This window comes from Pseudomonas sp. So3.2b, assembly GCF_019464415.1.
Lineage (GTDB): Bacteria > Pseudomonadota > Gammaproteobacteria > Pseudomonadales > Pseudomonadaceae > Aquipseudomonas > Aquipseudomonas shahriarae.
In genome coordinates this window covers 1892610-1907074 of sequence record NZ_CP080494.1, presented here as the reverse complement: position 1 = coordinate 1907074, position 14465 = coordinate 1892610, and the positions used below count along the sequence as shown (strand labels likewise).

General features: G+C 63.2%; 14 protein-coding genes and 1 riboswitch. Of the genes, 3 read left to right on the top strand and 11 right to left on the bottom strand.

The annotated features are described in order from the left end of the window. Window positions 1-6: 6 nt before the first annotated feature. Genes K1X80_RS08575 through cobO form a run of 6 tightly spaced genes read right to left on the bottom strand, consistent with a single transcriptional unit; the run spans window position 7 to window position 5961 of the window. The gene (locus tag K1X80_RS08575) at window positions 7-1458 is read right to left on the bottom strand and encodes a cobyric acid synthase (protein WP_057958853.1); all 1452 of its coding nucleotides are present in this window, start codon (window positions 1456-1458) and stop codon (window positions 7-9) included. Further along, window positions 1455-2444 (bottom strand): threonine-phosphate decarboxylase CobD, encoded by a 990-nt coding sequence (gene cobD, locus K1X80_RS08570; protein WP_057958852.1) that lies wholly within the window; start codon window positions 2442-2444, stop codon window positions 1455-1457. The genes K1X80_RS08575 and cobD overlap by 4 nt, the downstream gene beginning before the upstream one ends. Next, entirely contained in the window at window positions 2437-3345 is a 909-nt protein-coding gene (cbiB, locus tag K1X80_RS08565; protein ID WP_057438764.1) for an adenosylcobinamide-phosphate synthase CbiB, read from the bottom strand. The genes cobD and cbiB overlap by 8 nt, the downstream gene beginning before the upstream one ends. Next, a complete protein-coding gene (bluB, locus tag K1X80_RS08560) occupies window positions 3342-3992 on the bottom strand; it encodes a 5,6-dimethylbenzimidazole synthase (protein WP_057438763.1) in 651 nt (216 codons plus the stop codon). Before bluB ends, cbiB begins: the two co-directional genes overlap by 4 nt. After that, complete coding sequence (locus K1X80_RS08555; protein WP_216312318.1) at window positions 3989-5353, bottom strand: cobyrinate a,c-diamide synthase; 1365 nt, start codon at window positions 5351-5353, stop codon at window positions 3989-3991. The genes bluB and K1X80_RS08555 overlap by 4 nt, the downstream gene beginning before the upstream one ends. Continuing rightward, window positions 5350-5961, bottom strand: a complete 612-nt coding sequence (cobO, locus tag K1X80_RS08550; RefSeq protein WP_057438761.1) for a cob(I)yrinic acid a,c-diamide adenosyltransferase — start codon at window positions 5959-5961, stop codon at window positions 5350-5352. The genes K1X80_RS08555 and cobO overlap by 4 nt, the downstream gene beginning before the upstream one ends. A 79-nt stretch (window positions 5962-6040) precedes the next feature. Then, a riboswitch (cobalamin riboswitch) is annotated at window positions 6041-6289 on the bottom strand. Window positions 6290-6388: 99 nt separating this feature from the next. On the opposite strand from cobO, the gene K1X80_RS08545 reads away from it, so the two are divergent. Beyond that, window positions 6389-7702, top strand: coding sequence for a sorbosone dehydrogenase family protein (locus K1X80_RS08545; protein ID WP_186625263.1), 1314 nt, complete (start codon window positions 6389-6391; stop codon window positions 7700-7702). 72 nt (window positions 7703-7774) lie between these two features. Here K1X80_RS08545 and K1X80_RS08540 read toward each other — a convergent pair whose 3' ends face one another. The 5 genes from K1X80_RS08540 to K1X80_RS08520 all read right to left on the bottom strand — a co-directional run bounded on the left by K1X80_RS08540 (window position 7775) and on the right by K1X80_RS08520 (window position 12397). Then, entirely contained in the window at window positions 7775-8314 is a 540-nt protein-coding gene (locus K1X80_RS08540) for a C40 family peptidase (protein ID WP_057444557.1), read from the bottom strand. 144 nt (window positions 8315-8458) lie between these two features. Next, window positions 8459-9088 carry a C40 family peptidase gene (locus K1X80_RS08535; protein WP_057438759.1) on the bottom strand — a complete coding sequence of 210 codons (630 nt, stop codon included), beginning with the start codon at window positions 9086-9088 and terminating at the stop codon, window positions 8459-8461. Window positions 9089-9301: 213 nt separating this feature from the next. Continuing rightward, entirely contained in the window at window positions 9302-10006 is a 705-nt protein-coding gene (hda, locus tag K1X80_RS08530; RefSeq protein WP_032857040.1) for a DnaA regulatory inactivator Hda, read from the bottom strand. Between the two features lie 215 nt (window positions 10007-10221). Then, a complete protein-coding gene (locus tag K1X80_RS08525) occupies window positions 10222-11295 on the bottom strand; it encodes an AI-2E family transporter (RefSeq protein WP_057958848.1) in 1074 nt (357 codons plus the stop codon). A gap of 43 nt (window positions 11296-11338) precedes the next feature. Beyond that, window positions 11339-12397, bottom strand: a complete 1059-nt coding sequence (locus K1X80_RS08520) for a DUF2066 domain-containing protein (RefSeq protein ID WP_220172819.1) — start codon at window positions 12395-12397, stop codon at window positions 11339-11341. A gap of 355 nt (window positions 12398-12752) precedes the next feature. On the opposite strand from K1X80_RS08520, the gene purM reads away from it, so the two are divergent. Beyond that, a complete protein-coding gene (gene purM / locus K1X80_RS08515; RefSeq protein ID WP_032857036.1) occupies window positions 12753-13811 on the top strand; it encodes a phosphoribosylformylglycinamidine cyclo-ligase in 1059 nt (352 codons plus the stop codon). Beyond that, complete coding sequence (purN, locus tag K1X80_RS08510) at window positions 13811-14461, top strand: phosphoribosylglycinamide formyltransferase (protein ID WP_057438756.1); 651 nt, start codon at window positions 13811-13813, stop codon at window positions 14459-14461. The genes purM and purN overlap by 1 nt, the downstream gene beginning before the upstream one ends. Window positions 14462-14465 lie beyond the last annotated feature (4 nt).

Here is a 14465-nt window from a genome sequence, read left to right as displayed (position 1 = left end):
AAGCCCTCAAATCCCACATAGCTGACGCAGCAATCGGGTATCCAGATGCTGTTCCACCAGGTCCGCCAAGCGCTCGATATCGCGCTCGCGCAAGCCGTGGTAATCCACTTCCTGCACGTCCTGCAAACCGGCCCAGCGCAACACGGCGCTGCAGGCCGCCGGGGTTTCGAACAGGCCATGCAGATACGTGCCGAGGATTTGCCCGTCATCGCTGCAGGCACCGTCGCTGCGGCCGTCATCCAGGCGTACCGCTGGCTGCGCCAGGGCGGCACCTCGGGTCACGCCCGCATGGATCTCATACCCGCTGACCGACGCCTCTTCCAGCACCAGGCGGCCGTGCACATTGCGCAATTGTTTCTCGGCTTCCAGGGTGGTGCTGAACGCCAGGAGGCCCAGGCCATCACTGGAGCCCTCAGGCCCTTCCAGACCCAGTGGGTCGTGAACCTGCTCGCCCAGCATCTGCAGGCCACCGCAGATGCCCAGCACCTTGCCGCCGTAACGCAGGTGCCGGGCAATGGCGGTGTCCCAGCCATTGGCGCGCAGGTAGGCCAGGTCGCTGCGCACGCTTTTCGAGCCGGGCAGGATGATCAGGTCGGCGGCGGGGATTGCCTGGCCCGGGCCGACAAACTGCAAATCCACCTGGGGATGCAGGCGCAGCGGGTCAAAATCGGTGTGGTTGCTGATGCGCGGCAGCACAGGCACCACCACCTTGAGCACCTGCGCCGCCTTGTCGATCTGGCGCTGGTCGATGCCATCCTCGGCTTCCAGGTGCAGGTCCATCACATACGGCAGCACCCCCACCACCGGCTTGCCGGTGCGCGCCTCAAGCCAGTCGAGGCCCGGTTGCAGCAGGGCGATATCGCCGCGAAAGCGGTTGATGATAAAGCCCTTGACCCGCGCCTGTTCCGACGGCGACAACAGCTCCAGGGTGCCCACCAGATGGGCGAATACCCCGCCGCGATTGATATCGGCAATCAGCAACACCGGGCAATCCACCGCTTCGGCGAAGCCCATATTGGCAATGTCATTGGCCCGCAGGTTGATCTCGGCCGGCGAGCCTGCGCCTTCGACCATCACCACCGGGTAGGCCGCACTCAAACGCGCGTGGGAGGCCAGCACCGCCTGCATGGCGATGGCCTTGTAGTCGTGATAGGCCACGGCATTCATGCTGGTCACGGCGCGGCCATGGATGATGACCTGGGAGCCGGTGTCGCTATTGGGCTTGAGCAGCACCGGGTTCATATCGGTGTGCGGCGCCAGGTTGGCAGCCTGGGCCTGCACAGCCTGGGCGCGGCCGATTTCGCCACCTTCTGCTGTCACCGCGCTGTTGAGCGCCATGTTCTGCGGCTTGAAGGGCACCACCGGCACGCCCTGGCGCACGACCCAACGGCACAGTGCGGTCACCAGGGTGCTTTTGCCCGCGTCGGAGGTGGTGCCTTGCACCATCAGGGTGGTCATGAGGTTTGCTTCCAGGCAGTCAGGGCCTGTTCAAGGCGCAGCCAATCGGCATCAGTCCCGGGCAGGCCAAAACGCAGGCTGCTGTCGTGGACAAACAGGCGCAGCAGGATGCCGCGCTGGGCCATGAATTCATGCAACTGCTCGGCGTGATCGCTGATCAGCCACTGGAACAGCGCGCAGCCACCTTGCGGGCGCAGGCCATACTGCTCCAGCAGGCGGAACAGGCGCTGGCTGGCGTCTTCGCAGCGCTGGCGCTGGTAGGTATGGCCGGCGCTGTCGCGCAGGCAGACCTGGCCCAACTCCCGGGCCGGCCCGCTCACCGCCCACGGCCCGACCTGTTCGGCCAGCAGCTTGAGCAGTTTGCGTTCGGCCAGCACAAAACCCAGACGCACCCCAGCCAGGCCGAAAAACTTGCCGAACGAGCGCAACACAATCAGCCCGACTTGATTGGCCTGGCTCGCCAGGCTCAAGTGCGGGGTGTTGTCCATAAAGGCCTCATCCACCACCAGCCAGCCACCGCGCTCGGCCAGGCGCGCATGCCAATCCAGCAGGCGCTGGGGCGTGAGGCTCAGACCGGTGGGGTTGTTGGGATTGACCACCACCAACACGTCGAGGCTGTCGAGGAAGAAGTCGACTTCCTGCTCCAGCACCTCGCGCACGATGTAACCGGCGCGGCGCCAGGCTTCGGCATGCTCGGCATAGCACGGCGACAACACGCCGACCTTGCCCGCCCGGCGCAGGCGCGGCAGCAACTGGATGGCCGCCTGGGAGCCCGGTACCGGCAATACCTGGGCCGCGCCGTAGTAATCACAGGCTGCTTGTTCAAGGCCATCATCGGTCTCTGGCAAGCGGGCCCAGGCCCGCAGCGGGATGGGCGGGATGGGCCAGGGCCAGGGCGCGAGGCCACTGGACAGGTCCAGCCAGTCTTCCTGGGCAATGCCGTACTGCAGCGCCGCCTTGCGCAGCCGTCCACCGTGTTCAAGCATAGAAATGCGCCCCCGCACACAGGATCAACACCCACAGCCACACGCCGCGCTGCACCAACTGCCAGCCACGCTCGATGGAATCGGCATCGGCCGGCGGCCCTTCGCCGAGGATCGGACGCTGGTGCAACTCACCGTGATAAATCGCTGCCCCGCCCAACTCGACGCCCAGGGCGCCAGCGCCCGCAGCCATCACCGGCCCGGCATTCGGGCTGTCCCAGGTCGGCCCCTGGCGGCGCCAGCATGTAAGCGCCAGGCGCGTCTTGCCGAGCACGGCGTAGGTCAATGCGACCAGCCGCGCAGGGATGTAATTCAGCAGGTCGTCAATCTTCGCCGCCGCCCAGCCAAAACGTTCAAAACGTTCATTGCGATAGCCCCACATGGCATCCAGGGTATTGCTCAGGCGGTACAGCACCACGCCGGGCACGCCGGCCACGACAAACCAGAACAGCGCGGCAAACACCGCGTCGCTGCCGTTTTCCAGCACCGACTCGGTGGCTGCGCGGGCCACTTCGGTGCTGTCCAGCTCACTGGTCTGGCGGCTGACCAGGTAACTCACGCGCGTGCGTGCTTCGTCCAGGTCGCCGCTGCGCAGGGCCTGGGCCACCGGCAACACGTGCTCGCCCAGGCTGCGCATGCCCAGGGCCAGGTACAACGCGAGGATCTCGATCACCCAGCCGAAGTAAGGCGCCCAGGACAAGGCCGTGGCCAGCAAGGTCAGCGGTATCACCGTGATAAACCACGCGCTCACGCCATGGCTGCGCCAGCCACGCCCCGCGGAGTTGAAACGTTGCTCGATGCGCCCGGCAAAATTGCCGAACGCCACCAGCGGATGCCAGCGCCTGGGCTCGCCCAGCAGCGCATCCAGCGCCACTGCAGCGACACTCAGCAAGGCCACACTCATTGACTCACTCCCCAATAATTCTCATACAGCATGTCACTCAGCGGACGCGGTTCGGTCCAGCCTTCGAGTTGCAACATCGGTGCCGGATAGAACTCCGTCACCGGGCCCAGGCACAGCACGGCCAGGGGCTTGGCACCGGGTGGCAGGCCTAGCAGATCGGCCAGGTCCCGGGGTTCGAACAGTGACACCCAGCCCATGCCCAGGCCTTCGGCGCGGGACGCCAGCCATAGATTCTGGATTGCACAGGACAGCGAGGCCAGGTCCATTTCCGGCAAGGTCCGACGCCCGAAAATATGCCGCTCACGGTCATCCATCAACGCCGCCACCAGCACCTCGGCGCAGTCGTGGATGCCTTCGACCTTGAGCCTCATAAAGTCGTCCGAGCGCTCGCCCAGGGCTTGCGCGGTGCGGATGCGTTCGGCTTCCACCAACTGCTGGATCTGCCCACGCAGGTTGCGGTCGCTGATGCGGATAAAGCGCCAGGGCTGCATCAGGCCGACGCTGGGGGCCTGGTGCGCGGCGTGCAGCAGGCGGTGCAACAACTCGGGGGCGACGGTGCCGCCACTGAAGTGGCGCATGTCGCGGCGTTCGGCAATGGCGCGATAAATGGCGTCGCGCTCGGCCTGGGGGAAGGCGTTGTCGGTCATGACCCTATCGCGGGCAAGCCCGCGCCTACCGTTGCAATGCAATCGCCTGCGTTGGCGGCGTCCCGATCCGGCGCAAACAGCGCGGCCACTGCAACCGGGTTCGACGGGAAATAAAAGTGCACATAGGAGGCCGTCATCCGCCCCTGGCGATACACCGCCTCGGCGCCGCGCCCGCCATTGGGGCTCAGGCCACGGGCAATCGGCTGCCACGGCGTGCTGGTCAGGGAATGATGGTAGGTGTGGCCGCGCAATTCGCCTTCCGGCAATTCGACCGTTTGCAGGGCCAGGGCCGCCAGGCGTTTCTGCATGACCGCATCGCCTTGCAGCAGCCCCAGCAGTTCGGCACGCGTGCCCTCGACATCGGTCAGGGAGTCGAGCAGGTAGAGCATGCCGCCGCATTCGGCCAGCAATGGTTTGCCGGCGCTGTGGTGGGAGCGGATCGCCTGCAGCATCGCGGTGTTTTGCGACAGCGCCTGATGATGCAACTCCGGGTAGCCACCGGGCAGATAGAGGCTGTCGGCGTCGGGCAGCACGCGGTCATGGATCGGCGAGAAGAAGTGCAACTGCGCGCCCATCGCCCGCAGTAAGTCGAGGCTGGCGCCATAGGTGAAGGCAAAGGCTTCGTCACGGGCCACGGCAATCCGCACCCCGGCCAGCAACGGCTGGGCCTCGATCACCTCCGGCGCAGCGAATTCCACCGGCGGTGGCAGCGCTACCTCGCAACTGCTGGCCAGGGCGGCGGCGGCGGCATCCAGGCGCAGATCGAGGTCATTCAACTCGCTGGCCTGCACCAGGCCCAGGTGGCGGCTGGGCAGCTCGATCCCGGTTTCCCGGGACAGCGCGCCGTACCAGCGCAGGCCTTCGGTCAGGCTGCCTTCCAGCAACTGCGCATGGCGCACGGTGCCGACGCGGTTGGCCAGGACCCCGGCGAACGGCAGGTCCGCCTGGTAACGCGCCAACCCCAGCGCCAGGGCGCCAAAGGTTTGGGCCATGGCGGTGCCGTCGATCACTGCCAGCACCGGCACGCCAAAGTGGCGCGCCAGGTCGGCGCTGGACGGTGTGCCGTCGAACAGGCCCATCACGCCCTCGATCAGGATCAGGTCCGCCTCCCCCGCGGCTTCCCACAACAGGCGACGGCTTTCCTGCTCGCCGACCATCCACATGTCCAATTGATAGACCGGCGCACCACTGGCGCGCTCATGGATCATCGGGTCGAGAAAGTCCGGGCCGCACTTGAACACCCGGACCTTGCGCCCCAGGTTGCGATGCAAACGGGCCAGCGCGGCGGTAACAGTGGTCTTGCCCTGGCCTGACGCCGGCGCGGCGATCAGCACCGCTGGGCAATGGCGCGGCTGGTTCAAAGTTCGATGCCTTTCTGTGCCTTGATACCGGCCTGGAACGCGTGCTTGAGCATGCCCATTTCGGTGACGGTATCGGCCATTTCAATCAGTTCCGGTTTGGCCCCGCGGCCAGTGACCAGCACGTGCTGCATCGGTGGCCGGGCTTGCAGGTCGCTCAACACTTGGTCCAGGTCCAGATAGCCGTGCTTGAGCGCGATGTTCAGCTCATCCAGCACCACCAGGCCGATGGACGGATCCTGCAACATTTCCCGGGAGACCTTCCAGGCCGCTTCGGCGGCGGCGATATCGCGCTGGCGGTCCTGGGTCTCCCAGGTAAAGCCCTCGCCCATCACATGGAAGCGCACCTGCTCGGGGAAGCGGCGGAAGAACAGTTCTTCACCGGTGCTGTTACGGCCCTTGATGAACTGCACCACACCGCATTGCATACCGTGCCCCATGGCCCGGGCCAGCATGCCAAACGCCGAACTGCTCTTGCCTTTGCCGTTGCCGGTCAACACCAGCAGCAAACCGCATTCATTCGGTGAATTGGCAATGCGCTCGTCAATCACCGCTTTTTTGCGCAGCATGCGCGCCAGGTGGCGTTCGTCACGATCAGGGGTATCAGTCATGGCAGCTCTCCGTTGGGGCTGGACAAAAACGGCGGGCAGGAAAAGACAACTTAAATGAAGCCAAGCATCGCCCACCGTGATGCTGTTGGATGAATCAGGCCGGTCTCCGGGCTCATGAGTGGCGCCCGATTGACCAGGGCAAGCCGACGATGCGCCTTCCCATATCGCAGGCGATACAGTGGCAAAAGCAGCGTCTTGACTCATTTACCGTTGCGGGGGCAGCGCCGGGATCGTGGCCACACTGTAGAAAAGTGCGCGCACTCACCGGCTTCCCTGTTTCACTCGGTCGGCGCGTACGCCACAGAGCACCTGAAACAAGCGGCGAAGGTTAGTGGGTTGGGGGTACAGCGTCAATTAAAGCCGGCCACGTACTTGAACCATCGCCGCGCGCCATACCTCTATGACTACAGGCATTGAGGAGAAAAACATGCACAAGACCCGACTCGCCCTATTGATCATGGCCGCAGGCGCACTCGCCGCCTGTGGCGAAAGCTCAACCTTGCAGGTATCCGATGGCACCGGGCCGTCGCCCAAGCTGCCGGAACCGAATAAAACCCTGATCCCCACCGTCAACATCGCCCCGGCGATTGGCTGGCCCGCCGGGGCCAAGCCCAAGGCCGCCGCCGGCACCCAGGTTGGCGCCTTCGCCGAAGGCCTGGATCACCCGCGCTGGCTGTATGTATTGCCCAATGGCGACGTGCTGGTGGCCGAGACCAATGCGCCGCCCAAGCCGGATGACTCCAAGGGCATTCGCGGCTGGGTCATGGAAAAGGTCATGGGCCGTGCCGGTGCCGGCGTACCCAGCCCGAACCGTATCACCCTGCTACGCGATGCCAACCATGATGGCGTGGCGGAAACCCGCACGGTGTTCCTGGAAAACCTCAACTCGCCGTTTGGCATGACCCTGGTGGGCAACGACCTGTATGTGGCCGACTCGGACAAGCTGCTGCGCTTCCCCTATCAACCGGGAGAAACCGCGATCAAGGCCCAGGGCACCAAGGTCATCGACCTGCCGGGCGGTCCGCTCAACCACCACTGGACGAAAAACGTGGTGGCCAGCAAGGACGGCAACACGTTGTATGTGAGCGTAGGCTCCAACAGCAACGTCGGTGAAAACGGCCTGGAAGCCGAACAGGGGCGTGCGGCGATCTGGGAAGTCGACCGGGCCAGCGGCAAGCAGCGGATTTTTGCCTCCGGGCTGCGCAACCCCAATGGCATGGCCTGGGAGCCGCAAAGCGGCAAGCTGTGGACGGCAGTCAACGAGCGCGATGAAATCGGCAGCGACCTGGTGCCGGACTACATCACCTCGGTCAAGGATGGCGGCTTTTATGGCTGGCCGTTCAGCTATTACGGCCAGCATGTGGATGTACGGGTCACGCCGCAGGACCCGGACCTGGTGGCCAAGGCCATTGCGCCGGACTATGCCGTCGGCCCCCACACCGCGTCGCTGGGCCTGACCTTTGCCGAAGGCAACACCCTACCGGCGCAATTTGCCCAAGGCGCTTTTATCGGCCAGCACGGTTCGTGGAATCGCAAGCCGCACAGCGGGTACAAGGTGATCTTTGTGCCATTTGCGGGGGGCAAGCCCAACGGCGCGCCGGTGGATGTGCTGACCGGCTTTCTCAACAGTGATGAGAAAGCCATGGGCCGGCCGGTGGGCGTGGTGATCGACCAGCAAGGCGGGTTGCTGGTGGCGGACGATGTGGGGAATAAGGTGTGGCGGGTGTCTTCAGCCAAATAAATGATTTGCGAGCACCCCAAAACAACTGTGGGAGCGGGCAAGCCCGCTCCCACATTGGGTTTTATATTTGGCTTAGGGATTACGCGCCAATTGCCCCGCCGGCAACACGCGCTTGGCGCTCAAATAGGCATTCTGCCAGTAGGCCTTGGATAAGGTATCAAGCTTCACCGTACCGCCGGTTTGCGGCGCATGCACGAAACGCCCTTCACCCACGTAGATGCCGGCATGGCTGACCTGCGAGCCGCCGCCCGTGGCGAAGAACAGCAGGTCGCCGGTCTGCAGCGCATCTTCGCGCACGTCCTGGGCCCGCATCACAATCAGCTCGCGAGTGGTGCGCGGCAGCGAGATGCCCGCGGCGTCGCGGTAGACAAAACCAATCAAACCACTGCAATCAAACCCCGAATCCGGGGTGTTGCCGCCCCAGCGGTAAGGCGTGCCCACCAGGCCCAGGGCGCGAAACAGCACATCTTCGGCCACTGGCGAAAAGTTCTGGGTGGAATAGTTGAATACCGGCTTGGGCTTGACGGCCACAGGCGCAGGTGGAGGACGGCTGGCGCAGGCACTGAGCAGTGCGGCGCAAACAACAAGAATTAGGCGGGCCGAGGTCGACATGGGCAGAACAATCCTGATCTGGATGCGGCTTTCGCTGCCGAACGCTGAAAACTAGACCGCGCAAGCAAGCTTGCGCGGTCAGGTTCGCAACAATATCTCAGGATTCTAGCGCTTGCGCGTCAAACTTCAAGTATCACTTTAACTTTACTTGCGAGCGGTAACGGTAGTCGGGGCCATCGCCAACGCGCGCTTGGCTTCGATGAAGGTTTTGCTCCAGTAGCTGTCACCCAGCTTATCGACCCGCACCCCACCGCTACGGCGGCTGCTGGAGTGGATGAACTGGTCATCGCCCAGGTAGATACCGGCGTGACTGACGCGACCACGGCCGTTGGTACTGAAGAAAAGCAGATCGCCGGGCTTGAGGTTGTTTCGTGCGACCAACGGTGCATCCACGTTGATCATTTCGCGGGTGGAGCGCGGCAGGTTCATGCCGGCTTCTTCACGAAACAGGTAGCCGATAAAGCCACTGCAGTCGAAACCGGCTTCAGAGGTACCACCGAAACGGTAACGGGTACCGATCAGGGACATGCCGCGTTCGAGGATACTGTCGGCCAGCAGTGGCAGTTGATAAGGCTTGCTGTCGGCGAACTGGGCCAGTTCTTTTTCGGTCGCCACCTCTTCTTCATAAACAGAAGAAGACTGTGCTGCGACGAATTTGGCTTGATGCTGTTGTTGTGGCTTTTGCTGCTCGACCACCTGCTGGGGGTGGGTGGCGCAACCAAACAACAGGGTAACGAGTGCGAGAGGCACGAGGGGTGCGAAGCGATTTAGCATGGGCACGACCGTGGCTGATATGTAAAGAAGCCGAGACTATGCCTTCTATGACATCGATTTGCAAATTCAATCGTGATCTATGTGACTTCTTGTTTGACCCATGTCATCTAAGCCCTTGAACCCCATTTAGACCCTTTTGCGTGGCCAGAGCGGCCCAAACGCAGGTTTTCTGACGCCTGTAATTTGCCAGGGGCCCCGGTTTTAAAGGGCTGGCTACCAGCCGAGGGTTTCTTTGAGGAAGGGAATGGTGAGCTTGCGCTGGGCCTGCAACGAGGCCTGGTCGAGTTGTTCGAGCAAGTCGAACAGCGCGCTCATGCTGCGGGTGCCACGGGTGAGGATGAAATGCCCGACTTCATCGGTCAGGTGCAGGCCACGACGCGAAGCGCGCAGTTGCAGGGCACGCAGCTTGTCTTCGTCGGACAGTGGGCGCATCTGGAAGATCAGCGCCAGGGTCAGCCGCGACTTGAGGTCTGCCAGCTTGACCGGCAATTCCCGTGGCGAGGTAGAGGCGGCAATCAACAGGCGCCGGCCGCTGTCGCGCAGGCGGTTGAACAGATGGAACAGCGCTTCTTCCCAGTCCGCCCGGCCGGCAACGGCTTGCAGGTCATCCAGGCACACCAGTTCGTATTGCTCGAGGTTATCGAGGATGCCGATGCCACGGTCCAGCAGTTCGGCCAACGGCAAATACACCGCTGGCTCCCCCATCTGCTCAAAGCGCAGGCAGGCGGCCTGCAACAGGTGGGTACGCCCCACGCCGTCCTTGCCCCAGAGGTAGATCAGGCTTTCCGTCCACCCGGCGTCGGCTTCGCAGAGCCGCTCGACATAGCCGAGTGCAGCGGCATTGGCGCCTGGGTAGTAATTGATGAAGGTAGCGTCGTCACGCAGACGCACACCTAGGGGCAGCTGAATCGGTTTCATGCTGACTGAACGGTCCCAATCGAACCGTTAGTGGCCTCTGTGAAAAGTTTGCAAAGTTTATACCCGTGACGCCGGGCGCACAATGCAACAGACCACAAGCAAAATCAAAGGTTTGCGTTAACTCATTGGATTTTTTGGAGATTGTTTGGCGCGATGGCTAAATGCCAAGCCCCACAGACAACAAACCCGGCCTTGAGCCGGGTTTGTGATCAGTCTTACAACTGAGGGTCATCGGCGCCCGTATAGGCGCCCGAATCCTTGTACACATCGTGCACATGGCGCACCAGCACCATGATCACCGCCGCTACCGGCAGCGCCAGGAGGATGCCGGTAAAGCCGAACAGCTCGCCGCCCGCCAGGATCGCAAAGATCACCGCCACCGGGTGCAGGCCGATGCGATCGCCCACCAGCAACGGCGTCAGCACCATGCCTTCCAGGGCCTGGCCGGCCATGAACACCGCGACAATCCCCAGCATCGGGTACAAGTCACCGCCAAACTGGAACAGGCCAGCCACCAGCGCCGCACCAATCCCGATGACAAAGCCCATGTACGGCACAATCGCCGCCAGGCCGGCAATCATGCCGATCAACAGGCCCAGTTCCAGGCCGATCGCCATTAGCCCGCCAGCGTAGATAATCCCCAGCGCCACCATCACCAGCAACTGCCCACGGACAAAGGCGCCCAGCACCTCATGGCACTCCCCGGCCAGGGACACGATGCGCTCCTCGCGATCACGGGGCAGCAGGCTGCGGATCTTGGCCATCATGATGTCCCAGTCACGCAGCAGGTAGAACGCCACCACCGGGATCAAAACCAGGTTGGTCAGCCAGCCGATCAACGCCAGGCTGGAGGCCGTGGCCTGACTGAGGATCACCCCGACGATATCGGTGGTCTGGCCCATATGCTCGCTGATCGCGGCCTTGACCTTGTCGAACTTCCAGAAGCCATCGGCCAGGCCGAGTTTGGACTGCACCCAGGGCATGGCCGTGTGCTGCAGCCAATCGAGCATTTGCGGCGCCAGTTCGTACAGGCGCAACAGTTGCTTGGCCAGCATCGGCACCAGCACCAGCAACAGCGCCATGACGATCAGGGTAAACAGCGCAAACACCGCCACCACGCCCCAGGTGCGCGACAGCCCGGCCTTTTCCAGGCGATCCACCACAGGATCGAACAGATAGGCCAGCAGCAAGGCGACCAGGAACGGCGTCAGGATCGAATGCAGCAAGAATACAAAGACGCACAGCAGGACAATCCCGCCAAGCCACACCCAACGACGCGTATCCGCCATAAACCACTCCATCTGTTATTTGCTTCTATATAAGGAAGAACATTTACCAACGGAAACGCAGTTGCGGCTCAGGCTCGGCTTGCGGCACCGGCACCGGCTGCGCGCCTTCGGTCACGGGCGACGGCACAGGTTGTGGCGCGAGCGCCTCACCAGCCGGCACTTCCTGCAACTTGGCCAGGCTCAATTGGCTGCGCAACTGCTCGCTGCTGCCGTTGACCCGATAGACGATCCGGTCACCCTCCACCCGCTGCAACTGCGCACCAAACGGCTCCAGCAGATGACCGAGGGCGGCGTAGCGCTCCAGGGTCATGCCCTGCACTTGCAGCAACTGCTCGCTAGACACCCCGGCCTTTACCGCAAAACGGGGCGCCAGACGCTCGCTGACTGCCAGCAGCACGGCATCGGCCAACGCCGCGGGGTCGGCGCCCTGCACCGTGCCCTGCTCGGCTTTGTCACCCAGCCACAGGCGCCACTTGGCTTGCCATTGGCCCGCATCTTCACGGGCATGCACCGCCAGCAAGGCGTCGGCGCCATAACGCTCGGAGGCCGCACGCAGAGGGGCCGGATCGGCACTTTCAAGAGTGGGTGCGGTGGCGACGATCTGCTCATCGAGATCGCCCAGCGGCAGGCGCAAAGGCAGGCCGCGATGCTGCGCCGCACGGCGCAGCGGCTCGGCAGCCGACTGGCCATCACCGACCAGGCTGCTGCCTTCAGTGGAATCGCTCAGCCACCAGCCAAGGATCGACGGCCGATTGTTGCCCCACAACGCCAGGCCGGCATCGCGCAGGGCGCGGTCGGTGCTGACCGGATCGAAATCCACTTGCAGGCTTTCCGGCGGACCGGCGTCGTAACCGTACTGGCTGATGATCTGTTGCGGATCCTTGCGGATCGCCGCCAGGCCAGGGCCCTGGGCGGCCTTGGCGTCGCCGGTGAGGCGGACTACCAGGGTCTGCAGGGCGCGCTGGGTAGCTTGTTCGCGCTCCTCCGGCGCCTGGCTGCTGACCGGCTCCAGCACTTGATAAAGACCATTAACGGTTTCGGCATGACTGGCCAGGCTGACCAACGACAAACAGCCAACAAAAAAGTATCTACTCAGACCCATGAAAAAAGATTCCCGAACGACAAAAAAGCGGCTGGAACAGGCCGCGTGAAGAAGGTTAAGCAAGGCTGTGACCACAGCGACCGGCAAAACATTCACAAGGCCCCGGTAAGTTTTCGTACTGTCATAACGATAGCGGGTTAAAGGCTATACCTTAATACAGACGATCGCGGCGCCTATTAAGGTTTTTTTAGCACCATATGCCCCTGCCCGTCGGCCCGAGGATGGCCGCTGCCCCTCAAGCCTGATAAAATCGCGCGCCTTCGCAGACCGTCAACGGCTGGGCGTCCTGAAGTGTTCAGCTTCTGTGCCCACCGCATCGGTCGTTACCCCTGAATCCCCCCTAAAGGCCTGGATCATGAGCAAGCAACCCTCCCTGAGCTACAAGGACGCCGGTGTAGACATCGACGCCGGTGAAGCATTGGTCGAACGCATCAAGAGCGTCGCCAAGCGCACTGCGCGCCCCGAAGTCATGGGCGGCCTGGGCGGTTTCGGCGCCCTCTGCGAGATCCCGGCCGGCTACAAGCAGCCAGTGCTGGTCTCCGGCACCGACGGCGTGGGCACCAAGCTGCGCCTGGCCCTGAACCTGAACAAGCACGACACCATCGGCATCGACCTGGTGGCCATGTGCGTCAACGACCTGGTGGTATGCGGCGCCGAGCCGTTGTTCTTCCTCGACTACTACGCCACCGGCAAGCTCAACGTGGAGACCGCTGCACAAGTGGTCACCGGTATCGGCGCTGGCTGCGAACTGTCGGGTTGCTCCCTGGTCGGCGGCGAAACCGCTGAAATGCCAGGCATGTACGAAGGCGAAGACTACGACCTGGCCGGCTTCTGCGTCGGTGTCGTGGAAAAAGCCGAGATCATCGACGGCTCCAAGGTGGCGGCCGGTGACGCCCTGCTGGCCCTGCCATCGTCCGGCCCGCACTCCAACGGCTACTCGTTGATCCGCAAGATCATCGAAGTGTCCGGCGCCGACATCGAGAACACCCAGCTCGACGGCAAGCCTCTGACCGACCTGCTGATGGCCCCGACCCGCATCTACGTCAAGCCATTGCTCAAGCTGATCAAGGACACCGGCGCGGTCAAGGCCATGGCCCACATCACCGGTGGCGGCCTGCTGGACAACATCCCGCGCGTACTGCCAAAAGGCGCCCAGGCCATCGTCGACGTGGCCAGCTGGCAGCGCCCGGCGGTCTTCGACTGGCTGCAAGAGAAAGGCAACGTCAACGAGACCGAAATGCACCGCGTGCTGAACTGCGGCGTGGGCATGGTCATCTGCGTGGCTCAAGAGCACGTGGAAACCGCGCTGAACGTTCTGCGTGAAGCCGGCGAGCAGCCATGGGTGATCGGTCAGATCGCCACGGCTGCCGAAGGTGCTGCCCAGGTTGAACTGAAGAACCTCAAGGCTCACTGATGCCAGCAACCTGTGATGTCGTGGTGCTGCTCTCCGGCACCGGCAGTAACTTGCAGGCCCTGATCGACAGCACGCGCGCCGGCGACAGCCCGGTGCGCATCGCTGCGGTGATTTCCAACCGCAGCGACGCCTACGGCCTGCAACGCGCCCAGGACGCGGGTATCGACACCCGCGCCCTGGATCACAAGGCGTTCGACGGTCGCGAGGCCTTCGATGCAGCCTTGATCGAATTGATCGACGCCTTCAACCCCAAGCTCGTGGTCCTCGCCGGTTTCATGCGCATTCTCAGCGCTGATTTCGTGCGCCATTACCAGGGGCGCCTGCTGAATATCCACCCTTCCCTGCTGCCTAAATACAAAGGGTTACACACTCACCAACGGGCCCTTGAGGCCGGCGATACGGAGCACGGCTGCAGCGTGCACTTTGTCACCGAGGAACTCGATGGCGGGCCTCTGGTCGTACAGGCAGTAGTTCCGGTAGAGTCTGCGGACTCAGCGCAGAGCCTTGCGCAACGGGTTCACACCCAGGAACACAGGATTTACCCGCTGGCGGTTCGCTGGTTTGCCGAAGGCCGCTTGGTTCTCGGTGAACAGGGTGCATTGTTGGATGGCCAGTTACTTGCGGCCAGCGGCCACTTGATTCGTACCTAGGAGA